This window comes from Streptomyces sp. GB4-14 (assembly GCF_022696125.1).
In the GTDB taxonomy this organism is placed as follows: domain Bacteria; phylum Actinomycetota; class Actinomycetes; order Streptomycetales; family Streptomycetaceae; genus Streptomyces; species Streptomyces werraensis.
Genome location: NZ_RZHO01000002.1, coordinates 4,943,590 through 4,966,374, shown reverse-complemented (window position 1 = coordinate 4,966,374; position 22,785 = coordinate 4,943,590). Strand labels below are relative to the sequence as shown.

Here is a 22,785-nt window from a genome sequence, read left to right as displayed (position 1 = left end):
GACGGCGGACGGCGGCAACGCGGCGGCGCTCAGCGCAGACTGCGCACGTCCAGATGACGCAGCACCCGGTCCACCACCTCGGGGTCGGCGCCCGGCTCGCTGCGCGCGGTGAGCACCTCGTGCCGGGCGGCGCTCAGCATCTCCTGCTCGATGCGCCGGATCCGCTTCAGCCGCTTGGAGCGCTGCCGGACCGCCTCGCGCCGCTCGTCGTCCGCGATGTCCGGGCTGATGCGCACGCCCATGTCGAAGGCCCGGCGCATCAGCTGCTCGGACAGGTCCTCGGGCAACTCCTCGACGTCCTCGATCTCCCGCAGCCGGCGCTTGGCCGCCTTCGCGGCCCGGACGGCGAGCCGGCGCTCCAGCTCCTTCTCCCGCCCGGTGTCGCCGCGCACCCCGAGCTTCCCCACCAGCCACGGCAGGGTGAGCCCCTGCACCAGGAGGGTGCCCAGCACCACGCCGAACGCCATGAAGACGATCTCTCCCCGGGCGGGGAAGTCGGCGCCCGAATCGGTCTCCAGCGGGATGGCGAGGGCCAGCGCGACGGACGCCACCCCGCGCATCCCGGACCACCACATCACCACGGTCTCGCGCCAGCTGACCGGGATTTCCTCGCCCACGTCCCGTGCGGTGTGCAGCCGCTTGGTCAGCCAGGTCGCCGGCAGCAGCCACGCCAGCCGCACGAACACGACCACCCCCACGACCGCCGCCGACCAGCCCAGCAGCTCGCCCCAGTGGCCGGCCGCCGTGTTGACCGCGTTGTGCAGCTCCAGGCCGACCAGGCCGAACGCCACCCCGGTGACCAGGGTGTCCACGATGTCCCAGAAGGTGTGCCCGGCCAGCCGTGCCATCACGTCGTCGGCGTCGGTGGCGTACTCCACCAGGAACAGCGCGCTGACCAGCACCCCGAGGACGCCCGAGCCGTGCAGCTCCTCGGCGAGGACGTACGCGGCGAACGGCACCAGCAGGGTCAGCGCGACCTGGAGGGTGGGGTCGCCGAGCAGGTCCATCGCCTTGTTGGTGGCCCAGCCGAGCACCAGTCCCACGGCGACCGCCACCACCGCCGACAGCACCAGGTCGAGCCCGGCCGCCCAGGGCGAGAAGGTGCCGCTCACGGCGGCGGCCACGGCCACGTGGTACAGCACGATCGCCGTGACGTCGTTGAAGAGGCCCTCGCCCTCCAGGATCGACACCAGCCGGCGGGGCAGCCCCAGCTTGCCGGCCACGGCGGTCGCCGCGACCGGGTCGGGCGGGGCGACCAGCGCGCCGAGGGCGACGGCGGCGGCCAGCGGCAGACCCGGCACGATCGCGTGGGCGACGGCGGCGACGCAGAAGGTGGTGACGAAGACCAGCGCCACGGCCAGCAGCAGGATCGGCCGGACGTTGGCCGCGAACTGGCGCCAGGAGGTGCGGCGCACGGCCGCGTAGAGCAGGGGCGGCAGCAGCAGCGGCAGGATCAGCTGGGGCGGGACGTCGACGTTCGGGACGAAGTTCAGCAGCGCCAGCACGATCCCGAAGACCGTCATCAGCACCGGCGCCGGCAGTCTCAGCCGCTCCCCCACGGGGACACTGACCACCGCCCCGAGCAACAGGGCGAACAGCAGGGCCAACTGATCCACGGTCACCGCTCCCGGAGGTCGGACGGGTCGGGCGGTCTCCAGCCTGCCACGCGCCGCGTGACCGGCGCGGGCACGCGGACCCGGCTAGAGGGCGCGCCGCATGGCCCGGTGCGGCATGCCCGCGTCCGGGAACTCCGGCCCGTAGGCCTCGTAGCCGAGCCGCTCGTAGAAGCCGAGGGCGTGGGTCTGCGCGTGCAGGTCGACGCCGGTGAGCCCGCGCTCCCGGGCCGCCTCCTCGACGGCCCGCACGAGGGCCGCGCCCACGCCGAGGCCGCGCGCCCGCTTCAGCACCGCGAGCCGGCCGAGGGAGCCGACCGCCGGGTCGCCGCCGTTCTTCGCCGCGGCGGCGGCGCCGTGCAGCAGCCGGGCCGTGCCGAGCGGGATGCCGTCGCCGGCGACCGCGAGCAGGTGCACGGCGTCCGCGTCGTGGGCGTCGTACTCGATGTCCTCGGGGACGCCCTGCTCGGCGACGAAGACCTCCTTGCGGACCGCGAAGCAGGCCTCGCGGTCGGCGGGGTCGCCGGCGACCCGGACCGTGACCGCCGGGCTCATGCGTACGTCTCCTCGCGGACCTGGTCGAGCGCCTGCTGGAGGTCGTCCGGGTAGTCGCAGGAGAACTCCACCCACTGTCCGTCGCCGGGGTGCTCGAAGCCGAGGCGCACGGCGTGCAGCCACTGCCGGGTCAGCTTCAGCCGCTTGGCGAGCGTGGGGTCGGCGCCGTAGGTGAGGTCGCCGACGCAGGGGTGACGGTGGGCGGCCATGTGCACCCGGATCTGGTGCGTGCGGCCGGTCTCCAGCTTCACGTCGAGCAGGGACGCCGCGCGGAACGCCTCGATCAGGTCGTAGTGCGTGACGGACGGCTTGCCCTCGGCGGTGACCGCCCACTTGTAGTCGTGGTGCGGGTGGCGGCCGATGGGGGCCTCGATGGTGCCGCTGGTCGGGTCGGGGTGGCCCTGGACGAGCGTGTGGTAGCGCTTGTCGACCGTGCGCTCCTTGAACTGGCGCTTCAGCGACGTGTACGCGTACTCGGACTTGGCGACCACCATCAGCCCGGAGGTGCCGACGTCGAGGCGGTGCACGATGCCCTGGCGCTCGGCGGCGCCGGAGGTCGAGACACGGAAGCCCGCGGCGGCCAGACCGCCGATCACGGTCGGTCCCGTCCAGCCCGGGGAGGGGTGGGCGGCGACGCCGACGGGCTTGACGATCACGACCACGTCGTCGTCGTCGTGCACGATCTCCATGCCCTCGACCGGCTCGGCGACAACCTGCACCGGGGCGGGCGCCTGCGGCATCTCCACCTCGAGCCAGGCGCCCCCGCTGACCCGCTCGGACTTCCCGACCACCGACCCGTCGACCGTGACCTTCCCCGCGGCGGCGAGCTCCGCCGCCTTGGTACGGGAGAAGCCGAACATGCGGGAGATGGCGGCGTCGACACGCTCGCCCTCCAGGCCGTCGGGCACGGGCAGGGTACGGATCTCGGGAATCGTGCTCACCCGTCGAGTATGCCGGACGGGCGGGTCACTCCCGCACGGGAGTGACGGGGCCCTCAGTCCCCGCGGTCCGTGCCGTCAGTCCTTGTGGACCGTGCCGTCAGGGTCGAGACCCCGGAAGGACAGCAGCACGATCAGGATGCCGCCGCACACGATGGCCGAGTCGGCCAGGTTGAACACGGCGAAGTGCTTGGGCGCGATGAAGTCGACGACCGCGCCCTCGAAGACGCCCGGCGAGCGGAAGATCCGGTCGGTGAGGTTGCCGAGGGCGCCGCCGAGGAGCAGGCCGAGCGCGATCGCCCAGGGCAGGCTGTAGAGCTTACGGGCCAGACGGAAGATCACCACGATCACCGCCGCCGCGATCACCGTGAAGATCACCGTGAACGCCTCGCCGAAGCCGAAGGCCGCGCCCGCGTTGCGGATCGCCTCGAAGCGCAGCCAGTCGCCGACGATCTCGATCGGCTCGTGGTGCTCCAGCTTGGCGACCACGATCATCTTGCTGATCAGGTCGAGGAGGTAGGCGAAGGCGGCGACGGCGAACAGCACGGCGATCCGCCGCCTGCCGCGGGGCCGCTCCGCCTCCTCCGTCGTACCGTCGGCGCCGGCCGGCTCCCCGCCGTCCCGGCCCCGCAGGTCCCGGTCCTGCCCGTTCCGGTCCGCGTCCGGGGTGTCCGGCGTACCGATGATGCGCTCCGCCTCTGCCACGTGAGTCCCTCAGCCTAGGTCCTTGACTGAGGACGAGGGTACGGCACGGCCTGCGAGGCCGCTCCTCAGTACCGGCGCTCCTGCTTCTGCTTGCACTCGACGCACAGGGTGGCCCTCGGGAAGGCCTGCATACGGGCCTTGCCGATGGGTTTGCCGCAGTTCTCGCACAGGCCGTAGGTGCCCGCGTCGAGCCGCTGGAGCGCCCGCTCGAACTGGTCGAGCATCTCGCGCGCGTTCGCCGCGAGGGCCAGTTCGTGCTCGCGCGTGATGTTCTTGGTGCCGGTGTCGGCGTCGTCGTCGCCCGCGCCGTCGCCGGAGTCCCGCATCAGACCGGCCAGCGACCGCTCGGAGGAGCTGATCTCCTCGCGCAGCCGCAGCACCTCCGACATCAGCTCGGTCCGCGCCTCCTCGACCTCTTCGCCGGTCCACGGCTCCTCGCCGGGACGCACCGCGAGCTCGCCCGGCTCCACGGCGTTGTGCCGGGCCTTGGGCACGGCGGTCGCCGCCGCCGCTGTGGCCGCCGGGCCAGGGGTCTTCTTCGCACCCACCGTCGTCACTCCCGTCTGCGCCGCGGCCTCGGCCGCGTCCGCGTCGTCGGCCGCGCTGTGCCCGGCCCCGTCCTGAGCGGACCCGCTGGTCCTGGCCTCACCGTTCCCCTCGGGGGCGCCCTGACGGACGCCCCCGCCGTGACCCGCGGCGGCCGCCTTTCCGACGGCTCCCCGTGCCGGCTTCCTGCCGGCGAGCTTCTTCGCGGTGGCCTTGCGGCCTCCGGCCTTCGCGGTGGCACCCTTCGACGCCGTCGTCCCGGACGCGGCCTCGGCCGCACCGGCCTTCGTCTCGGCGGCCTCGGCCGCCGCACCCTTCTTCGCCACCATGGCCGCGGGCCCCTTCACATATTGTGATCTTGCGCGCGAATCGTGCTGGGACGATAAATCGACCGGGGCCCTGCGGCAACGGGGCGCACCGCACGGTCACCTCGCCCCGCGCACGCCGCGCGGCGACCTGCATGCGTTGTGCCCAGCTACCCGCCGGGTATGCCGCCCGCACGGACGTCCCGGTATTCCGAACAGGCGTACCGGTCCATTCGGGGCATCGCCGGGCATACCGTCGCGGGAAATGCGGTCGGCCGCCCGCCCCGCCGCGCCGTACACTGGGCGGAGCGAAAAGCGTGGATGGGGACGAGTAGCGGCGTACGCAGCCCAGAGCGACCCGGGGACGGTGTGAGCCCGGGGGTGAGCGCGACGTGAAGATCACCCCGGAGCCGCCGGAAGAAAGCCGCAGCGAGGCCGCAGCGGCGAGTAGAACCGGCATCGCGACCCGAATGAGGGGGCTCACCGGAGCGTACGGCGCACCGGGGGGCCAAGGAGGGTGGTACCGCGGGAGCGCGCCGACGGCGGCGCAAGGACTTGAGCTCTCGTCCCTCCGGTCGGAAGGCAGCAAGTCCGCCGGAGGAAGCCCGCTGATGACAACGCCGACGTACCGCCCGGTACCCGCCCAGGTCGACCTGCCCGCGCTCGAGCACACGGTGCTCAGGTTCTGGGACGAGCAGAAGATCTTCGCCAAGAGCCTGGAGCAGTCCGAGGGCCGCCCCGAATGGGTCTTCTACGAGGGTCCGCCCACCGCCAACGGCATGCCCGGCGCCCACCACATCGAGGCCCGCGTCTTCAAGGACGTCTTCCCCCGCTTCCGCACCATGCGCGGCTACCACGTGGCCCGCAAGGCCGGCTGGGACTGCCACGGCCTCCCGGTGGAGCTGGCCGTGGAGAAGGAGCTGGGCTTCTCCGGCAAGCAGGACATCGAGGCGTACGGCATCGCCGAGTTCAACGCCAAGTGCCGTGAGTCGGTGACCCGGCACACGGACGCCTTCGCCGAGCTGACGACCCGCATGGGTTACTGGGTCGACCTCGACGAGGCGTACCGGACCATGGACCCGGAGTACGTCGAGTCGGTCTGGTGGTCGCTGAAGGAGATCTTCAACAAGGGCCTGCTGGTCCAGGACCACCGCGTCGCCCCCTGGTGCCCCCGCTGCGGCACCGGCCTGTCCGACCACGAGCTGGCGCAGGGCTACGAGACGGTCGTCGACCCGTCGGTCTACGTCCGCTTCCCGCTGACCTCCGGCCCGCTGGCCGGCGAGGCGGCCCTGCTGGTGTGGACGACCACGCCGTGGACCCTGGTGTCCAACACGGCGGTCGCCGCCCACCCCGAGGTGACCTACGTGGTGGCGACCAACGGCGAGGAGAAGCTGGTCGTCGCCGAGCCGCTGGTCGGGAAGGCGCTCGGCGAGGGCTGGGAGACCACCGGGCAGACCTTCACCGGGGCCGAGATGGAGCGCTGGACGTATCAGCGTCCCTTCGAGCTGGTGGAGTTCCCGGCGGAGGCCCACTACGTGGTCAACGCCGAGTACGTCACCACCGAGGACGGCACGGGTCTGGTCCACCAGTCCCCCGCCTTCGGTGAGGACGACCTCAGGGTCTGCCGCTCCTACGGCCTGCCCGTGGTCAACCCGGTCCGCCCCGACGGCACCTTCGAGGAGGACCTGCCGCTGGTCGGCGGGGTCTTCTTCAAGAAGGCCGACGAGCAGCTCACCGAGGACCTCCGGCAGCGCGGCCTGCTCTTCAAGCACCTGCCGTACGAGCACAGCTACCCCCACTGCTGGCGCTGCCACACCGCGCTCCTCTACTACGCGCAGCCGTCCTGGTACATCCGCACCACCGCCGTCAAGGACCGGCTGCTCGAGGAGAACGAGAACACCAACTGGTTCCCGGACACGGTCAAGCACGGCCGGTACGGCGACTGGCTGAACAACAACATCGACTGGGCGCTGTCCCGCAACCGCTACTGGGGCACGCCGCTGCCCATCTGGCGCTGCGAGGAGAACCACCTCACCTGCGTCGGCTCGCTCACCGAGCTGACGGAGCTGACCGGCACGGACCAGTCGGGGCTCGACCCGCACCGCCCGTACATCGACGAGGTCACCTTCGCCTGCCCGCAGGACGGATGCGGCGCCACGGCGACCCGCGTGCCCGAGGTCATCGACGCCTGGTACGACTCGGGCTCCATGCCGTTCGCGCAGTGGGGCTACCCGTACAAGAACAAGGAACTCTTCGAGTCCCGGTACCCCGCGCAGTTCATCTCCGAGGCCATCGACCAGACCCGCGGCTGGTTCTACACGCTGATGGCGGTCGGCACCCTCGTCTTCGACAAGTCGTCGTACGAGAACGTCGTGTGCCTCGGCCACATCCTCGCCGAGGACGGCCGCAAGATGTCCAAGCACCTGGGCAACATCCTGCAGCCGATCCCGCTGATGGACCAGCACGGCGCCGACGCGGTGCGCTGGTTCATGGCGGCCGGCGGTTCCCCGTGGGCGGCCCGCCGGGTCGGCCACGGCACCATCCAGGAGGTCGTCCGCAAGACGCTCCTCACGTACTGGAACACGGTCGCCTTCCAGGCCCTGTACGCCCGCACGTCCAACTGGGCGCCGAGCGAGGCCGACCCGGCCCCGGCCGACCGCCCGGTGCTGGACCGCTGGCTGCTGTCCGAACTGCACGCCCTCACCGACCAGGTGACCCAGGCGCTGGAGAACTACGACACCCAGCGGGCCGGCAAGCTGCTGTCCGCGTTCGTCGACGACCTCTCCAACTGGTACGTCCGCCGTTCCCGCCGCCGCTTCTGGCAGGGCGACAAGGCCGCGCTGCGCACCCTGCACGAGGTCGTGGAGACGGTGACCAAGCTCATGGCCCCGCTCACCCCGTTCATCACCGAGCGGGTGTGGCAGGACATGGTCGTCCCCGTCACGCCCGGCGCGCCGGAGTCGGTGCACCTGTCCTCGTGGCCGGAGGCGGACCTGTCCGCGGTCGACCCGGAGCTGTCCCGCCAGATGGCGCTGGTGCGCCGCCTGGTGGAGCTGGGCCGCGCCACGCGTGCCGAGTCGGGCGTCAAGACGCGTCAGCCGCTGCGGCGGGCGCTGATCGCGGCGGCCGGCTTCGACGCCCTCGGCCCGGAGCTGCACACGCAGATCACGGAGGAGCTGAACGTCGAGTCGCTGGCGCTGCTGTCCGAGGTGGGCGGCTCGCTGGTGGACACCACGGCCAAGGCCAACTTCCGCGCGCTGGGCAAGCGGTTCGGCAAGCGGGTCCAGGACGTGGCCAAGGCGGTCGCGAACGCGGACGCCGCGGCGCTGTCCGCGGCCCTGCGCGAGGGCACGGCCTCGGTGGAGGTCGACGGCGAGACGATCACCCTCTCCCCGGACGAGGTGATCATCACGGAAACGCCGCGCGAGGGCTGGTCGGTGGCGTCCGACGCGGGCGCCACGGTCGCCCTGGACCTGGAGATCACCGAGGAGCTGCGCCGCGCGGGCCTCGCCCGTGACGCGATCCGGCTGATCCAGGAGGCCCGCAAGAACAGCGGCCTGGACGTGGCCGACCGGATCGCCCTGCGCTGGACGTCGGACGACGCCGCCACGGCGGCCGCGCTGGCGGAGCACGCGGAGCTGATCGCCGACGAGGTGCTCGCCACGGACTTCGCCCGGGGCGAGGCGGACGACTCCTACGGCGCCCCGTTCACGGACGAGGGCCTGTCCCTGACGTTCCGTCTGCGCAAGGCGTAACCACCGTCACACGGCGAAGGCCCGTTCTCGCGGGGGAAGTTCTCCGGGAGAACGGGCCTTCGGCGTTGCGTGCGTCGGACATGTCCGCCGCATCCGAACAAACGGAGCGAACCGGTGGGAACCGGTGGGAACCGGTGGGAACCGGTGGGAACCGGTGGGAACACGCGTAGCACAAGGGCGGGGCCCCGGGTTGGTGAACCCGGGGCCCCGCCCTGAACGCTGCCGACTTCTACGCCGTACCTATGGCCACGGGGGCCGTCAGTTGTCGTCCTCGTCGATCAGGAAGCCACGCATCGGCGAGGGAGCCTGACCCATCGGCGAGGGGCCCTGCGGACGGACCGGAGCCATGGGCTGGGTCATCGCCGGCTGCATCTGCTGCTGACCGCCGTACGACGGGCCGGACTGGCCGCCGGGGCCGCCCATCTGGTTGCCGCCGTAGGACGGGGCACCCGCGCCGGCCGGGGCCATCGAGGGCGCCGGGGACGGCGGCAGGGACGGAGCGGCGCTCGCGGGCTGACGCGGCGGTGCGAGCGAGTCGTCCGCCTGGGTCTCCAGCTGACGCAGCTGCGACTCCAGGTAGGACTTCAGCCGCGTGCGGTACTCGCGCTCGAAGCCGCGCAGGTCCTCGACCTTGCGCTCCAGCGTGGCGCGGGCGGACTCCAGGGAGCCCATCGCGACGCGGTGCTTCTCCTGCGCGTCCCGCTCCAGGGCGTCGGCCTTGGCACGGGCGTCACGCTCGAGGCCCTCGGCACGCGAACGCGCCTCGCCCACGATCTTGTTGGCCTCGGAACGGGCCTCCGCGATCGCCTGGTCGGCGGTCTGCTGGGCCAGCGACAGGACGCGCGCGGCGCTGTCGCCACCGGGGCCTCCCTGACCGGGGAGACCGGGACCGCCCATGGGACCGCCCATCGGGCCGCCAGGACCCATCTGCCCCTGCATCGGGCCGCCCTGGCCCATCGGCCCGGGACCCTGGCCCATGGGGCCGGGACCCTGCGGGCCGCCCTGTCCGCCGGGGCCGGCGGGCAGCTGAGGGGCACCGCTCGGCAGCTGGGGCGGGCCACCCATGGGGCCGCCCATCTGCTGCTGCGGCGGGCCCGATATGCCGGCGGGCACCGGAGCGCCGGGACCTCGCATGCCCTGCTGGGGCATGCCGGGAGGCGGACCCTGCTGTTGCTGCTGGTCCTGCTGCTCCGGAGGCTTGCGCATGTTCTGCTGGTTCTGCGCCGCGGCGCGCGTGGCGGCGGCCAGCTTGGCGCGCAGGTCCTCGTTCTCGCGCAGCAGGCGCGTCAGTTCGGCTTCGACCTCGTCGAGGAAGGCATCGACCTCGTCCTCGTCATAGCCTTCTCGGAGGCGGACGGTCGTGAACTGCTTGTTCCGCACGTCCTCGGGGGTCAACGGCATCTCTTCACCTCAACGTAGTCATCGGCAGTCGGCAAGACCGTATCGTCCAGCCTCATCACACAAACCTCTGTGCGACGGAGATGAGGATCCAGACGATGATCATCAGGACGAAGAAGGACAGGTCGAGCGCCACGCCCCCGAGACGCAGCGGCGGGATGAACCGCCGCAGAAGCTTCAGCGGTGGATCGGTGACAGTGTAGGTGGCCTCCAGAACGACCACCATCGCCTTGCCGGGTTGCCATGAGCGGGCGAACTGGAACACGTAATCCATGACCAAACGGAAGATCAGCACGATGAGGAACACCATCAGCGCGATGTAGATCACCTGCGCGAACACGCCCATGGTCTGCTTTTCCCTCTCCCCTGTGCCGCTCTCGTCCGGTCCTGCGTCTCAGCTCTGGTTGAAGAACCCGCCCTCTGCGATGCGGGCCTTGTCCTCCGCCGTGACATCGACGTTAGCAGGCGACAACAGGAACACCTTCTGCGTCACCCGCTCGATACTGCCGTGAAGACCAAACACCAAACCTGCCGCAAAGTCGACAAGTCGCTTCGCGTCTGTGTCATCCATCTCAGTCAGATTCATGATCACCGGGGTGCCCTCACGGAAGTGTTCCCCGATGGTACGGGCCTCGTTGTAGGTCCGGGGGTGAAGCGTGGTGATCCGGTAAGGCTCTCGTTCCGACACGACCTTGGGCATGATCACCGGTGCGTTCTTCTCCAGGCTGGCGCGTTCTTGTGTGATGGATGCCACGGGCGCGATCCGCGCCGGACGTGGCGATTCCGCGGGCAGCGAAGCGGACCGGGACACCGGTTCGCGGGGCGCGGGCGGGTGGACGACTCGTACCTCTTCGTCCCTTTGTTGCTGATGTGTTCCGTGGGACTGGTGCGACGGCTCGTGCCGCCGGTGGTCCCGCTCCGGCTCCGGGTCGAGTTCCGGTTCGAAATCGTCGTCTGGGTCGAATCCGCGGCCGTCGTACCCATCGTCCTCCACGAGGCCGAGGTAGACCGCCATCTTGCGCATCGCGCCGGCCATGCTTCGAGTCCTCCGCTCTGTGGTGGATCCGCTGACGACCGCCAAGTGCCCGCGATCCACTGGGTCCTTGCTCCGCCGTTGGGCGGAAATGACCATATTTTCTGCTGTGGTCCGACTTCTTGGCGACGTTACCCGAGCCTGGGGCGGACTCCGAGTACCGCACTGCCGACGCGCACATGTGTCGCTCCGGCGGCCACGGCCTGTTCGAGGTCCGCACTCATCCCTGCCGACACCATGTTCGCAGCCGGATGGGTCCGGCGCAGGTCGGTCGACAAATCCATCAACCGCTCGAACGCCGCCTGTTGACGGCCGGCGTACTCCCCGGTGAGCGGCGCGACGGTCATCAGGCCGTCCAGCCGCAGCCCTTCGGCGCCGGCCACCAGATCGGCCAGCTCCGCCACACCGGAGGGCGCCACGCCGCCGCGCTCGCCCCGGCCGTCGACGCCGGCGTCGAGCGCCACCTGGATGAGGCAGCCGACCTCGCGCCCGGCCCGGACGGCCTCCTTGGAGAGCGCCGACACAAGACGGGCACGGTCGACAGACTGCACGACATCGGCATAACCGACCACCGAACGCACCTTGTTGGTCTGAAGTTGACCGACGAAATGCCATACAAGGGGCAGATCCGCGCAGGCCGCCGCCTTCGGGGCGGCGTCCTGGTCGCGGTTCTCGGCGACGTGCCGCACGCCGAGTCCGGAGAGAATGCGCACGTCGCTCGCGGGCCACGTCTTGGTGACCACGATCAGCGTCACCTCGTCGCGTCCGCGACCGGCCGCGTCGCACGCGGCGGCGATCCGCTCCTCCACTCTCGCCAGGTTCGCGGCGAGTTCGTCCTTACGGTCCGTCATGTCCTCGGGTCCAGCCACACATAACTCGCGAGCCGCCCGGTGGTGCGGTCGCGACGGTACGAGAAGTGATCGTCCGACTCCCGTGTGCACACGGGCGAGCGCCCGGCGCCAGAGACGCCCAGCCGCTCGAGTTGCGCGTGCACACCCGCGACGACGTCGACCGCCGGGGTGCCCCAGCTCGTCTCCGCGCCGGCCGCCGGTTCGACGGCGGCCACGTCGGCACGCATGTCCTCCGGCACCTCGTAACACCGGCCGCACACCGCGGGCCCGGTGCGCGCGACGATCCGGGCGGGGTCGGCGCCGAGTCGGGTCATGGCCCGTACGGCGGCCGGGACGATCCCGGCGACCAGTCCGGGCCGGCCCGCGTGCGCCGCGGCGGCGACCCCCGCGACGGGGTCGGCCAGCAGCACGGGCACGCAGTCGGCGGTGAGCACGGCGAGGACGAGTCCGCGCCGCGCGGTGACGACCGCGTCCACCTCGGGCACCGGGCGGTCGCCCCACGGCTCGTCGACGACGACCGCGTCGGCCCCGTGCACCTGGTTCATCCAGACCACGCGGTCCGGTTCCACGCCGAGCGCCTTGGCGGCCAGTTCGCGGTTGGTCCGCACGTTCCCGGGGTCGTCGCCGACCGCGCCCCCGAGGTTGAGCTCCTCATACGGAGCGGCGCTCACCCCGCCCCACCGGTCGGTGAAGCCGAAGTGCGCGCCGCTCACGCTCTCGCGCTGTCCTATCACTTCAGGAAGTCCGGGACGTCCAGTTCCTCGGCCGCGCTGTCGTAGCTCCGGGACGGCGGGACGGGGGGCTGGACGGCCGGGACGTCGGCCACGGGCTCGGGGGCCGGGGCCGGCTCCGGGTCCTCCTTCGGCGTGACGCTGCCGAGCGAGCCGAAGGACGGGCGGCTCTCCGGGCGGCCCGCCGGGGCGGGCTCCTCGCGCTTGGCCGAGGAGGAGCCGAGGACGTTGTCCCGCTTGGCGGGCGGCTGGCCGCCGTCGAAGCCGGCGGCGATGACGGTGACCCGCACCTCGTCGCCGAGGGCGTCGTCGATCACGGCGCCGAAGATGATGTTGGCCTCCGGGTGGGCGGCCTCGCTGACCAGCTGGGCGGCCTCGTTGATCTCGAACAGTCCGAGGTCGGAGCCGCCGGAGATGGAGAGCAGCACGCCACGGGCGCCGTCGATGGACGCCTCCAGCAGCGGGGAGGAGATGGCCATCTCGGCGGCGGCCACCGCGCGGTCGTCGCCGCGGGCCGAGCCGATGCCCATGAGGGCCGAACCGGCCTCGGACATGACCGACTTGACGTCGGCGAAGTCGAGGTTGATGAGACCGGGGGTGGTGATGAGGTCGGTGATGCCCTGCACACCGGAGAGCAGGACCTGGTCGGCCGACTTGAAGGCGTCGAGAACCGACACCTGGCGGTCCGAGATGGACAGCAGCCGGTCGTTGGGGATCACGATGAGGGTGTCGACCTCTTCGCGCAGCTCCGCGATGCCGTCCTCGGCCTGGTTCGCGCGGCGCCGTCCCTCGAAGGTGAACGGGCGCGTGACCACGCCGATGGTGAGGGCACCGAGAGAACGGGCGATGTTGGCCACGACGGGCGCGCCGCCGGTGCCGGTGCCGCCGCCTTCACCGGCCGTCACGAAGACCATGTCGGCCCCCTTGAGGACCTCCTCGATCTCCTCGCGGTGGTCCTCGGCGGCCTTGCGGCCGACGGCCGGGTTCGCTCCGGCGCCGAGTCCGCGGGTGAGTTCACGGCCGACGTCGAGCTTGACGTCGGCGTCGCTCATCAACAGCGCCTGCGCGTCGGTGTTGATGGCGATGAACTCGACGCCCTTGAGACCGACCTCGATCATCCGGTTGATGGCATTGACACCACCGCCGCCGACACCGATGACTTTGATGACTGCGAGGTAGTTCTGCGGTGCTGCCACGTCGAAGGCCTCTCGCCTCGAGTTACGTGTCGCCGGGGCGCCGGAGCAACTGCTGCCCCCGCGATCCGACGACTGATGCCGAATGGGACGGTCCGTATCGCCGACCCGAACCCTAACGTTGAAGTTTAGGGTTACCAGTGTGTCTGTTCCCTGGAGTCTTCTGAACAGGACACTAAGTCGACACGTGGCGCACGTTCAACGAACACGCCGAACCTCCCGTTTTTCTTTTCACCCTATGTGATCAGCCGTGTCGCTGCCCAACCAGGGTGCTGGCCTGCGCGGATGTGCGTCAACTCCCTGATGACGCCGGGGCACTGGGGACGCTGACGTCGAAGTGCCGTGCGTCCGGCTCCGCTTTCATCAGCGCGGTAAGGGCACGCGCCTTCTGCGCCCCCTTCTCGCCGGATCCCCAGTCGACGGTACGGCCGTCCGTGAGCTCCAGCGAGATGGCGTCGTAGGAACGGACCTTGACGCTGCGCGTTTCCGGCGCGAGGGACTCGGGGACGGCACCGGCCACCCGTACCGCCTCGCGCACCAGACGGTCCTCGCCGAAACGCCGGAGGCTGGCCGCGGCGGATCCGGAACGGGAGAGATCCATTTCCAGCGCGGGCACCCCCTTGGGCGCTTTCTCGACGGTGGCGAACCGGACGCCGTCGTCGTCCACTTCGACGAACTTGCCGCCCTGGTGGACCAGGAGCACGGGGGTGCGTTCGACGACCCGGAGCTTGATCTCGTCGGGCCAGGAACGGACCACGTCGACGGTGTCGATGCGGGGCAGCGCCTCGGCGGCCCGCTTCTCGATGGCCCCGGTGTCGACCGAGACGAGCTGTTCCCCGAGCGGCACGTCGGCCGCCTCGCGGACCTGGTCCGGCGTCAGGACGTCGGTCCCGGACACCGAGACGCGTTCCACGCGGACCAGATCGGAGCCGTACAGCAGCCAGAAGGCGCCGCTGCCGAGGAACAGGAGGACGATCGCCGATGCGATGATCAGACGAAGGCGCCGTCGCCGTACGGCTCGTACGGGCGGCGGGCCGGACGACTCCCGCTTGCGTTCACCGCGCTCGGCGGTCGTCGATCCGGCCACGCTCCCTGCCTTCCGTCACATGCCTCTACCTGTGGGCACGGGCGGCGACCGCCTCGTACACCATGCCGACGAGCAGCTCGTCGGCGTCCCGGCGGCCGAACTCGCTGGCGGCGCGGGACATCTCGAACAGCCGGTGCGGGTCGGCGAGCACGGGCAGGACGTTCTGCTGCACCCACTCCGGGGTGAGGTCCGCGTCGTCGACCAGCAGTCCGCCGCCCGCCTTCACCACCGGCTGGGCGTTGAGCCGCTGTTCGCCGTTGCCGATGGGCAGCGGGACGTAGGCGGCCGGGAGTCCGACGGCGGAGAGCTCGGCGACGGTCATCGCGCCCGCGCGGCAGAGCATCATGTCCGCCGCCGCGTACGCGAGGTCCATCCGGTCCAGGTAACTTACCGGGATGTACGGGGGCATGCCCGGCATCTGCTGCACGTGCGGCAGTTCGTTCTTCGGACCGACCGCGTGCAGGATCTGGATGCCGGCCTGCTGCAGCCACGGGGCGACCTGCTGGACGACCTCGTTGAGCCGGCGGGCGCCCTGCGAGCCGCCCGAGACCAGCAGCGTCGGCAGGTTGGGGTCGAGCCCGAACGCGGCGCGCGCCTCGGGACGCACGGCGGCCCGGTCGAGGGTGGCGATGGTGTGCCGCAGCGGGATGCCGATGTAGCGCGAGTTGCGCAGCTTGCTGTCCGGGGTGGCGACGGCGACCTGGGCGGCGTACCGGGAGCCGATCTTGTTGGCCAGGCCCGGGCGGGCGTTGGCCTCGTGGATGACGATCGGCACGCCGAGGCGCTTGGCCGCGAGGTACCCGGGCAGGGCGACGTAGCCGCCGAAGCCGACGACGACGTCGGCCCGGGTGCGCTCCAGGATCTGCTCGGTCGCCTTGATGGTGCCGCGCAGCCGGCCCGGGACGGTGATCAGCTCGGGGGTCGGCTTGCGTGGCAGCGGGACGGCGGGGATCAGCGCCAGTTCGTACCCGCGCTCGGGTACGAGACGGGTCTCAAGGCCGCGCTCCGTGCCCAGGGCCGTGATGCCCACGGACGGATCCTGCCTGCGCAGCGCGTCCGCGAGGGCGAGCGCGGGCTCGATGTGGCCCGCGGTTCCTCCGCCGGCGAGTACGACATGCACCGAAATTCACCGCTCTCCGGACGAACGCGCCCCCGGGGCACGTCGTCGCATCGTGTTCCATCTATGGGGCCGCTGAGAACCCCTGATCCGCTTTCTACCAAAGCGGGGTTGCCGCATCGCAAGCGCCATCCGCGCAGCGGGGTCCTCACGCGCGAAGGCGATGAGCAGCCCGATGGCGAGCATGGTCGGCAGCAGGGCGGACCCGCCGTAGGAGAACAGCGGGAGCGGGACTCCGGCGATCGGCAGCAGACCGAGCACCGCACCGATGTTGATCACGGCCTGCGCCGTGATCCAGGTGGTCACGCCTCCCGCGGCATACCTGACGAAGGGGTCCTCCGTGCGTCCGGCCACGCGGATACCCGCATAGCCTAGAGCGGCGAACAGGGCGAGCACCGACAGCGTCCCCGCCAGGCCCAGTTCCTCACCGGTGACGGCGAAGATGAAGTCCGTGTGCGCTTCGGGTAGTTCACCCCATTTCTCCAGACTCGCTCCGAGTCCGGAGCCGAAGATCCCGCCGGAGGCCAGGGCGTAGATGCCGTGCACGGCCTGCCAGCAGTCGACCGGCCCGGTCTGCGGCTCGGTGGCGCCGAGGCAGGCGAGCCGGGCCATGCGGTTCTCGCTGGTGCGGATGAGGACGGCGCCGAGCAGCGCGGCGACCGCCAGCACCCCGGCGAACAGCCGGGTCGGGGCGCCCGCCAGCCACAGCAGGCCGAAGAGGATCGCGGTGAGGATGATGGCGGTGCCCATGTCGCCGCCGAGCATGATCAGCCCGAGCAGCATGAACGCGGCCGGCACCAGCGGCACCAGCATGTGCTTCCACTGGGCCAGCAGCCGCTTGTCCTGTTTGCGGGCGAGCAGGTCGGCGCCCCACAGCACCAGCGCCAGCTTGCCGAACTCGCTGGGCTGGAGCTGGAAACTGCCGCCGAGCGAGATCCAGTTCTGGTTGCCGTTGACCGCGACTCCTATCCCCGGCACCTGCACCAGGGCCATCAGGAAGACGGCCCCCGCGAGGATGGGGTAGGCGAGCGCCCGGTGCAGCTTCACCGGCATCCGGGACGCCACCAGCAGCAGCACGGCGCCGATCGCGGCGGCCAGCAGCTGCTTGCGGAAGAAGTACGAACCCGGCAGCGACATCTGCAGCGCCGTGATCTGGGAGGCCGAGTAGACCATCACAAGACCCAGCACGGTGATCAGCAGACTGCCGCCGAGGATGACGTAGTACGCGGTCAGCGGCCGGTCCCAGGCCCTGCGCGCCCGGGTCACCAGGGTGCGCAGGGGGTTCTCGCGCGGGGGGCGGGGCACGACGGGGCGCCGGGCGGCCCGCTGGACGGGCGGCCCGCCGGTACGGCTACTGGACATCACGACCTCCGCGGTACGCCGGCCAACAGGTCTCGGACGGTCCCACGCGTCCCTCCCAAGGTCGCCCGGCGCCGGGGCGGCCGGGGTCAGGCGCCGAGCTCGCGCACCGCCTGTGCGAACGCGTCACCGCGCTTGTTGTAGTTGGCGAACATGTCCATCGAGGCGCAGGCCGGGGCCAGCAGCACCGTGTCACCGGGGCGTGCCAGCCGCCGCGCCTCCCGGACGGCCTGGAGCATCGCCCCAGTGTCGGTCCGCTCGAGGTCCACGACGGGTACTTCCGGGGCGTGTCGCGCGAGGGCTTCGCGGATCAGGGCGCGGTCCCGGCCGATCAGCACGGCGCCGCGCAGCCGCCCGGCGGCCTCGGCGACGAGTTCGTCGAAGGTGGCGCCCTTGGCGAGCCCGCCTGCGATCCACACGACGGAGTCGTACGCGGCCAACGAGGCCTGCGCGGCATGCGTGTTGGTGGCCTTGGAGTCGTCGACGTAGGCCACGCCGTCCACGTCCGCCACGTGCGCGATGCGGTGGGCGTCCGGGGTGAAGTTCCGCAGGCCTTCCCGCACGGCGCTCGCGGGCACCCCGTAGGCGCGGGCGAGGGCCGCCGCGGCAAGGGCGTTGGCGATGTTGTGGGGGGCGGCCGGCTTCACGTCGGCGACCTCGGCGAGCTCCTGCGCGTTCTTCTGCCGGTTCTCCACGAAGGCGCGGTCGACCAGGAGGCCCTCGACGACGCCGAGTTGGGAGGGGCCGGGGGTGCCGAGGGTGAAGCCGATCGCGCGGCAGCCCTCCTCCACGTCGGCCTCGCGGACGAGGTCCTCCGTGGCCTTGTCGGCGGTGTTGTAGACGCAGGCGACGCGGTTGCCCTCGTAGATGCGGCCCTTGTCCTTCGCGTACGCCTCCATGGAGCCGTGCCAGTCGAGGTGGTCGGGCGCCAGGTTGAGGACGGCGGCGGAGTGGGCGCGCAGCGAGGGCGCCCAGTGGAGCTGGTAGCTGGACAGCTCCACGGCGAGCACGTCGTACTCCTCGTCGCCGAGGACCGCGTCGAGGAGGGAGACGCCGATGTTGCCGACGGCGGCGGTGCGCAGACCGGCCGCCTCCAGGATGGAGGCGAGCATCTGCACGGTGGTGGTCTTGCCGTTGGTGCCGGTGACCGCGAGCCAGTCCGCCGCCCCCGGCTTCCTGAGCCGCCAGGCGAGTTCGACGTCGCCCCACACCGGCACCCCGGCCGCGTCCGCCGCCGCGAAGAGCGGCTTGTCCGGCCTCCAGCCGGGGGCGGTGACGATGAGTTCGGTGCCGTCGGGCAGGGTGTCGCCGTCCCCGAGGCGGACGGTGACGCCGAGCGCCTCCAGTTCCGCGGCCTGCTCGCGGGCCCGGGCGTCGTCGCCGTCGTTGACGACGGTGACCTTCGCGCCGAGTCCGTGGAGCGCCTTGGCCGCCGGGACGCCGGAGACGCCGAGTCCCGCGACGGTGACGTGCTTGCCCTGCCAGTCGGTCACTTGTCCGCTGCCCATCCCGCGTAGAAGAGGCCGAGTCCGACGATCACACAGATGCCCTGGATGATCCAGAAGCGGACCACCACAAGGACCTCGGACCAGCCTTTGAGTTCGAAGTGGTGCTGGAGCGGCGCCATCCGGAAGACCCGCTTACCGGTGAGCCGGAACGAGCCGACCTGGATGACCACCGACATCGTGATGAGGACGAACAGGCCGCCGAGGATGGCGAGCAGCAGCTCGGTGCGGGAGCAGATCGCGAGACCCGCGAGCACGCCGCCGAGCGCCAGCGAACCGGTGTCGCCCATGAAGATCTTGGCCGGGGAGGTGTTCCACCACAGGAAGCCCAGGCAGGAACCCATCAGCGCGGATGCCACGACGGCGAGGTCGAGCGGGTCGCGCACCTCGTAGCAGGCGCCCGGGTTGGTCAGCGTGTCGCCGTTGGCGCAGGACTCCTGGAACTGCCAGACGCCGATGAAGGTGTAGGCGCCGAAGACGAGCACGGAGGCGCCGGTGGCCAGACCGTCCAGACCGTCGGTGAGGTTCACGCCGTTCGACATCGCGAGGATCATGAACAGCGCCCAGATCACGAACAGCACCGGGCCGATGGTCCAGCCGAAGTCCGTGATGAACGACAGCTTCGTGGAGGCGGGGGTCTGCCCGCGGGAGTCCGCGAACTGCAGCGACAGCACCGCGAAGGCGACGCCGACGATCAGCTGGCCGGCCATCTTCGCCTTGGCCCGCAGACCCAGCGAACGCCGCTTGACGATCTTGATGTAGTCGTCGAGGAAGCCGACGAGGCCCATGCCGACCATCAGGCCCAGCACCAGCACGCCGGAGTACCGCGGCGACTCGCCGCTGATCACCTTGGAGAGGAAGTAGGCGGCGACCGTCGACAGGATGAAGGCGATGCCGCCCATGGTGGGCGTACCGCGCTTGCTGGCGTGCTCGCGCGGGCCGTCGTCGCGGATGTACTGCCCGTATCCCTTGCGGGCGAGCAGCTTGATCAGCAGCGGTGTGCCGATCAGCGTCAGGAAGAGGCCAATGACTCCTGCGAACAGGACCTGATTCATCATCGGGCGGCGACCTCACCCTCGGCACCGGTCTCGAGCAGCGCCTGCGCCACGCTCTCGAGCCCGACCGAACGGGACGCCTTCACGAGTACGACATCCCCCGGGCGCAATTCGCTGCGCAACAGGTCGACCGCCGCCTGTGCGTCGGACACGTGCACCGACTCCTCACCCCACGAACCCTCGTTATATGCGCCCAGTTGCAGCCAGGCGGCTTCCCTGCCCCCGACCGCGACGAGCTTGCTGACGTTGAGCCGGACGGCGAGCCGTCCGACCGCGTCGTGCTCGGCGAGCGCCTCGTCCCCGAGCTCGGCCATCTTGCCGAGCACCGCCCACGTGCGTCCCCCTCTTGCCCGTGAGGCTTCGCCCATCGCCGCCAGCGCACGCAGCGCGGCCTTCATGGACTCGGGGTTCGCGTTGTAGGCGTCGTTGACGACCGTCACGCCGTCCGGTCGCTCGGTGACCTCCATGCGCCAGCGGGAGAGGGAGCCCGCCTCGGAGAGCGCGCGGGCGATCTCGTCTGCGGACATGCCCAACTCGTGGGCGACGGCGGCCGCGGCGAGCGCGTTCGACACGTGATGCTCACCGTACAGGCGCATGGTCACATCGCTTGCACCGGAGGGTGTGTGAAGCCTGAAGGAAGGCTGTCCGCTGTCCGTGAGTCGCACGTTCTCGGCGGAGACGTCCGCTTCGTCGGACTCTCCGAAAAGGATCACCTTCGCCTTCGTACGGGAGGCCATGGCGCGGACGTAGGGGTCGTCCGCGTTGAGGACCGCGACGCCCCCCTCCTCGGCCGGCGGCAGCGCCTCGACGAGTTCGCCCTTGGCCTGGGCGATCTGCTCACGGCCGCCGAACTCCCCGATGTGGGCGGAGCCGACGTTCAGCACGAGGCCGATCCTCGGCGGCGTCAGACCGGTGAGGTAGCGGATGTGGCCGATGCCGCGCGCGCCCATCTCCAGCACGAGGAACTTCGTCTCCTCGGTGGCGGTGAGCGCGGTCAGCGGCAGCCCGATCTCGTTGTTGAGGGAGCCGGGGGTGAAGACGGTCGGCGCCTTGCTCCGCAGCACCTGGGCGATGAGGTCCTTGGTGCTGGTCTTGCCGGCCGAGCCGGTGAGGGCGACGAGGGTGGCGCCGAGCCGGCGGACGACGTGCCGGGCGAGGGCGCCGAGGGCGGCCTGGACATCCTCCACGACGATCGCGGGGACCCCGACCGGCCGGGAGGCGAGCACGGCGACGGCGCCCGCCTCGACGACCTGGGCCGCGAAGTCGTGGCCGTCCACGCGCTCGCCGACGAAGGCGACGAAGAGGCTGCCCGGACCCGCCTCCCGCGAGTCCCGGACCACCTCGCCGGTGACCAGGACGGAGGGGTCCGGTATGTCGTGCGTCTGCCCGCCGACGACTTCTGCGATCTCGGCGAGGGAGAGGGCGATCACAAGTTCATCCCTGGGTCTTCTTGATGGCTTCGCGAAGCACCTGGCGGTCGTCGAACGGACGCACCACCCCGGCGATGTCCTGCCCCAGCTCGTGGCCCTTGCCGGCGACCAGCACGGTGTCGCCGGGCTCGGCCCGGGCGACGGCGGCGGCGATCGCGGCGGCCCGGTCCTCGAAGACCTGGACCTCGCCGCGCTCGTGGGCGGGCACCGAGGCCGCGCCCAGGAGCATCGCGGCGAGGATCGCCAGCGGGTCCTCGGAGCGGGGGTTGTCGGAGGTCAGTACGGCGGTGTCGGCGAGCCGCGCGGCGGCCGCGCCCATCGGCTCCCGCTTGGTGACGTCACGGTCGCCGCCGCAGCCGAGCACGACGTGCACCCGGCCCTCGGTGACCTTGCGCAGGGCGCGCAGCACCGACTCCACGGCGTCCGTCTTGTGGGCGTAGTCCACGACCGCCAGGTACGGCTGGCCCACGTCGACGCGCTCCAGGCGGCCGGGCACGCCCGGCACGGCGGCGACGCCGTCGGCGGCGGCCTGCGGGTCGAGTCCGGCGGCGGCCAGCGCGACGATCGCGGCCAGGGAGTTCGCCACGTTGAACGGGCCGGGCAGCGGCGAGCGGGCGGTGATCCGCTCGCCCTCCGGGCCGGCCACGGTGAACGTCGAGTCCAGCGGGCCGACGTGGACGTCCTCGGCGCGCCAGTCGGCGTCCGGGTGGCCCTCGGCGGAGTAGGTGACGACCGGGACGCCGGCCTCCTTCACCAGGCGGCGGCCGTACTCGTCGTCCACGTTGACCACGCCGAGCCGGCTGCGGGCGGGCGTGAAGAGCTGCGCCTTGGCCTGGAAGTAGTCCTCCATCCCGGAGTGGAACTCCATGTGCTCCGGGCTGAGGTTGGTGAAGACGGCGATGTCGAAGACGCAGCCGTCGACCCGGCCGAGGACCAGGGCGTGGCTGGAGACCTCCATGGCCACGGCCTCGGTGCCGCGCTCGCGCATGACCGCGAACAGCGCCTGGAGGTCGGTGGCCTCGGGCGTGGTGCGCTCGGACTTGATGCGCTCGTCGCCGATGCGCATCTCGACCGTGCCGATCAGTCCGGTCCTGCGGACGGTCCGCAGACCGCCCTCGACGAGGTAGGCGGTGGTGGTCTTGCCGGAGGTGCCGGTGATGCCGATCTGGAGCAGATCGCGACCGGGGTGGCCGTAGATGGTGGCGGCCAGTTCGCCCATCCGCGCCCGCGGGTCGTCCACCACCAGCGCGGGCAGCCCGGTCGCGGCGACGCGTTCGGCGCCGGCCGGGTCGGTGAGCACCGCGGCGGCGCCGAGTCCGGCGGCCTGGGTGACGAAGTCCGCGCCGTGGGCGCGGGCGCCGGGGAGCGCGGCGTACAGGTCCCCGGGCCGGACGGCGCGCGAGTCGTGGGTGATGCCCGTGACCTCGGCGGCCTGCTCCGGAGCGGGGACACCCAGCTGACCGGCGAGTTCCGCGAGGGTCGTGGCGGAGACCCGGTCCGGACGGGGCGGTCCCGGATATGTCACGGGTTGGCCCTTCTGGGTGGTTTGGGACTGATCAGCGTGTGGCACGGCGGTGAGCGTACCGGGCGTACCGCTCGGCGGGCCAAG

Annotated in this window: 19 protein-coding genes; 1 reads left to right on the top strand and 18 read right to left on the bottom strand. The window is 71.4% G+C overall.

The features are described 5' to 3' along the window. Window positions 1-29 precede the first annotated feature (29 nt). The 5 genes from ELQ39_RS23910 to ELQ39_RS23890 all read right to left on the bottom strand — a co-directional run bounded on the left by ELQ39_RS23910 (window position 30) and on the right by ELQ39_RS23890 (window position 4,686). Complete coding sequence (locus ELQ39_RS23910; RefSeq protein ID WP_225627011.1) at window positions 30-1,622, bottom strand: Na+/H+ antiporter; 1,593 nt, start codon at window positions 1,620-1,622, stop codon at window positions 30-32. A 78-nt stretch (window positions 1,623-1,700) separates the two neighbouring features. After that, the gene (locus ELQ39_RS23905; protein ID WP_242593877.1) at window positions 1,701-2,168 is read right to left on the bottom strand and encodes a GNAT family N-acetyltransferase; all 468 of its coding nucleotides are present in this window, start codon (window positions 2,166-2,168) and stop codon (window positions 1,701-1,703) included. Continuing rightward, window positions 2,165-3,109, bottom strand: coding sequence for an RluA family pseudouridine synthase (locus ELQ39_RS23900; protein ID WP_242593875.1), 945 nt, complete (start codon window positions 3,107-3,109; stop codon window positions 2,165-2,167). The genes ELQ39_RS23905 and ELQ39_RS23900 overlap by 4 nt, the downstream gene beginning before the upstream one ends. Window positions 3,110-3,184: 75 nt before the next feature. Then, window positions 3,185-3,811: a signal peptidase II gene (lspA, locus tag ELQ39_RS23895; protein ID WP_242593873.1), complete on the bottom strand. Its 627-nt coding sequence runs from the start codon at window positions 3,809-3,811 to the stop codon at window positions 3,185-3,187. Window positions 3,812-3,876: 65 nt separating this feature from the next. Further along, window positions 3,877-4,686 (bottom strand): TraR/DksA family transcriptional regulator, encoded by an 810-nt coding sequence (locus ELQ39_RS23890; protein ID WP_242593871.1) that lies wholly within the window; start codon window positions 4,684-4,686, stop codon window positions 3,877-3,879. Between the two features lie 587 nt (window positions 4,687-5,273). On the opposite strand from ELQ39_RS23890, the gene ileS reads away from it, so the two are divergent. Next, entirely contained in the window at window positions 5,274-8,417 is a 3,144-nt protein-coding gene (ileS, locus tag ELQ39_RS23885) for an isoleucine--tRNA ligase (RefSeq protein WP_242593868.1), read from the top strand. A 258-nt stretch (window positions 8,418-8,675) separates the two neighbouring features. Here the strand turns inward: ileS and ELQ39_RS23880 are convergent, their stop codons facing one another. From ELQ39_RS23880 to ELQ39_RS23820, 13 genes are all read right to left on the bottom strand, one after another. Then, entirely contained in the window at window positions 8,676-9,818 is a 1,143-nt protein-coding gene (locus ELQ39_RS23880; protein WP_242593866.1) for a DivIVA domain-containing protein, read from the bottom strand. Window positions 9,819-9,873: 55 nt separating this feature from the next. Beyond that, entirely contained in the window at window positions 9,874-10,161 is a 288-nt protein-coding gene (locus ELQ39_RS23875) for a YggT family protein (RefSeq protein WP_033273006.1), read from the bottom strand. A gap of 48 nt (window positions 10,162-10,209) precedes the next feature. Then, complete coding sequence (locus tag ELQ39_RS23870) at window positions 10,210-10,851, bottom strand: cell division protein SepF (protein ID WP_190000132.1); 642 nt, start codon at window positions 10,849-10,851, stop codon at window positions 10,210-10,212. A gap of 128 nt (window positions 10,852-10,979) precedes the next feature. Then, window positions 10,980-11,699, bottom strand: coding sequence for a YggS family pyridoxal phosphate-dependent enzyme (locus ELQ39_RS23865; protein WP_190000134.1), 720 nt, complete (start codon window positions 11,697-11,699; stop codon window positions 10,980-10,982). Beyond that, on the bottom strand, window positions 11,696-12,433 hold the full coding sequence (pgeF, locus tag ELQ39_RS23860; protein WP_242593864.1) for a peptidoglycan editing factor PgeF: 738 nt from the start codon (window positions 12,431-12,433) through the stop codon (window positions 11,696-11,698). The genes ELQ39_RS23865 and pgeF overlap by 4 nt, the downstream gene beginning before the upstream one ends. Further along, on the bottom strand, window positions 12,430-13,626 hold the full coding sequence (gene ftsZ / locus ELQ39_RS23855) for a cell division protein FtsZ (RefSeq protein ID WP_225627006.1): 1,197 nt from the start codon (window positions 13,624-13,626) through the stop codon (window positions 12,430-12,432). Before ftsZ ends, pgeF begins: the two co-directional genes overlap by 4 nt. A 289-nt stretch (window positions 13,627-13,915) precedes the next feature. Then, window positions 13,916-14,710: a cell division protein FtsQ/DivIB gene (locus tag ELQ39_RS23850; RefSeq protein WP_242593862.1), complete on the bottom strand. Its 795-nt coding sequence runs from the start codon at window positions 14,708-14,710 to the stop codon at window positions 13,916-13,918. A gap of 25 nt (window positions 14,711-14,735) precedes the next feature. After that, on the bottom strand, window positions 14,736-15,830 hold the full coding sequence (murG, locus tag ELQ39_RS23845) for an undecaprenyldiphospho-muramoylpentapeptide beta-N-acetylglucosaminyltransferase (RefSeq protein WP_225627004.1): 1,095 nt from the start codon (window positions 15,828-15,830) through the stop codon (window positions 14,736-14,738). Window positions 15,831-15,836: 6 nt separating this feature from the next. Further along, window positions 15,837-17,189, bottom strand: a complete 1,353-nt coding sequence (gene ftsW / locus ELQ39_RS23840; protein ID WP_242593860.1) for a putative lipid II flippase FtsW — start codon at window positions 17,187-17,189, stop codon at window positions 15,837-15,839. 86 nt (window positions 17,190-17,275) lie between these two features. After that, window positions 17,276-18,694 carry a UDP-N-acetylmuramoyl-L-alanine--D-glutamate ligase gene (gene murD / locus ELQ39_RS23835; protein WP_225627003.1) on the bottom strand — a complete coding sequence of 473 codons (1,419 nt, stop codon included), beginning with the start codon at window positions 18,692-18,694 and terminating at the stop codon, window positions 17,276-17,278. Next, a complete protein-coding gene (gene mraY / locus ELQ39_RS23830) occupies window positions 18,676-19,746 on the bottom strand; it encodes a phospho-N-acetylmuramoyl-pentapeptide-transferase (RefSeq protein ID WP_190000925.1) in 1,071 nt (356 codons plus the stop codon). The genes murD and mraY overlap by 19 nt, the downstream gene beginning before the upstream one ends. Continuing rightward, the gene (locus ELQ39_RS23825) at window positions 19,746-21,176 is read right to left on the bottom strand and encodes a UDP-N-acetylmuramoyl-tripeptide--D-alanyl-D-alanine ligase (RefSeq protein ID WP_242593858.1); all 1,431 of its coding nucleotides are present in this window, start codon (window positions 21,174-21,176) and stop codon (window positions 19,746-19,748) included. Before ELQ39_RS23825 ends, mraY begins: the two co-directional genes overlap by 1 nt. A gap of 4 nt (window positions 21,177-21,180) precedes the next feature. Continuing rightward, window positions 21,181-22,701 (bottom strand): UDP-N-acetylmuramoyl-L-alanyl-D-glutamate--2,6-diaminopimelate ligase, encoded by a 1,521-nt coding sequence (locus ELQ39_RS23820; RefSeq protein WP_190000148.1) that lies wholly within the window; start codon window positions 22,699-22,701, stop codon window positions 21,181-21,183. Between the last annotated feature and the right edge of the window lie 84 nt (window positions 22,702-22,785).

What these genes read in the sequence shown, in the direction of transcription:
- ELQ39_RS23905 (WP_242593877.1), bottom strand. Translation starts at nt 2,168, where the DNA reads ATGAGCCCGGCGGTCACGGTCCGGGTCGCCGGCGACCCCGCCGACCGC.
- ELQ39_RS23890 (WP_242593871.1), bottom strand. Translation starts at nt 4,686, where the DNA reads ATGGTGGCGAAGAAGGGTGCGGCGGCCGAGGCCGCCGAGACGAAGGCC.
- ileS (WP_242593868.1), top strand. Translation starts at nt 5,274, where the DNA reads ATGACAACGCCGACGTACCGCCCGGTACCCGCCCAGGTCGACCTGCCC.
- ELQ39_RS23880 (WP_242593866.1), bottom strand. Translation starts at nt 9,818, where the DNA reads ATGCCGTTGACCCCCGAGGACGTGCGGAACAAGCAGTTCACGACCGTC.
- ELQ39_RS23875 (WP_033273006.1), bottom strand. Translation starts at nt 10,161, where the DNA reads ATGGGCGTGTTCGCGCAGGTGATCTACATCGCGCTGATGGTGTTCCTC.
- ELQ39_RS23870 (WP_190000132.1), bottom strand. Translation starts at nt 10,851, where the DNA reads ATGGCCGGCGCGATGCGCAAGATGGCGGTCTACCTCGGCCTCGTGGAG.
- ELQ39_RS23865 (WP_190000134.1), bottom strand. Translation starts at nt 11,699, where the DNA reads ATGACGGACCGTAAGGACGAACTCGCCGCGAACCTGGCGAGAGTGGAG.
- ftsW (WP_242593860.1), bottom strand. Translation starts at nt 17,189, where the DNA reads ATGTCCAGTAGCCGTACCGGCGGGCCGCCCGTCCAGCGGGCCGCCCGG.
- murD (WP_225627003.1), bottom strand. Translation starts at nt 18,694, where the DNA reads ATGGGCAGCGGACAAGTGACCGACTGGCAGGGCAAGCACGTCACCGTC.
- mraY (WP_190000925.1), bottom strand. Translation starts at nt 19,746, where the DNA reads ATGAATCAGGTCCTGTTCGCAGGAGTCATTGGCCTCTTCCTGACGCTG.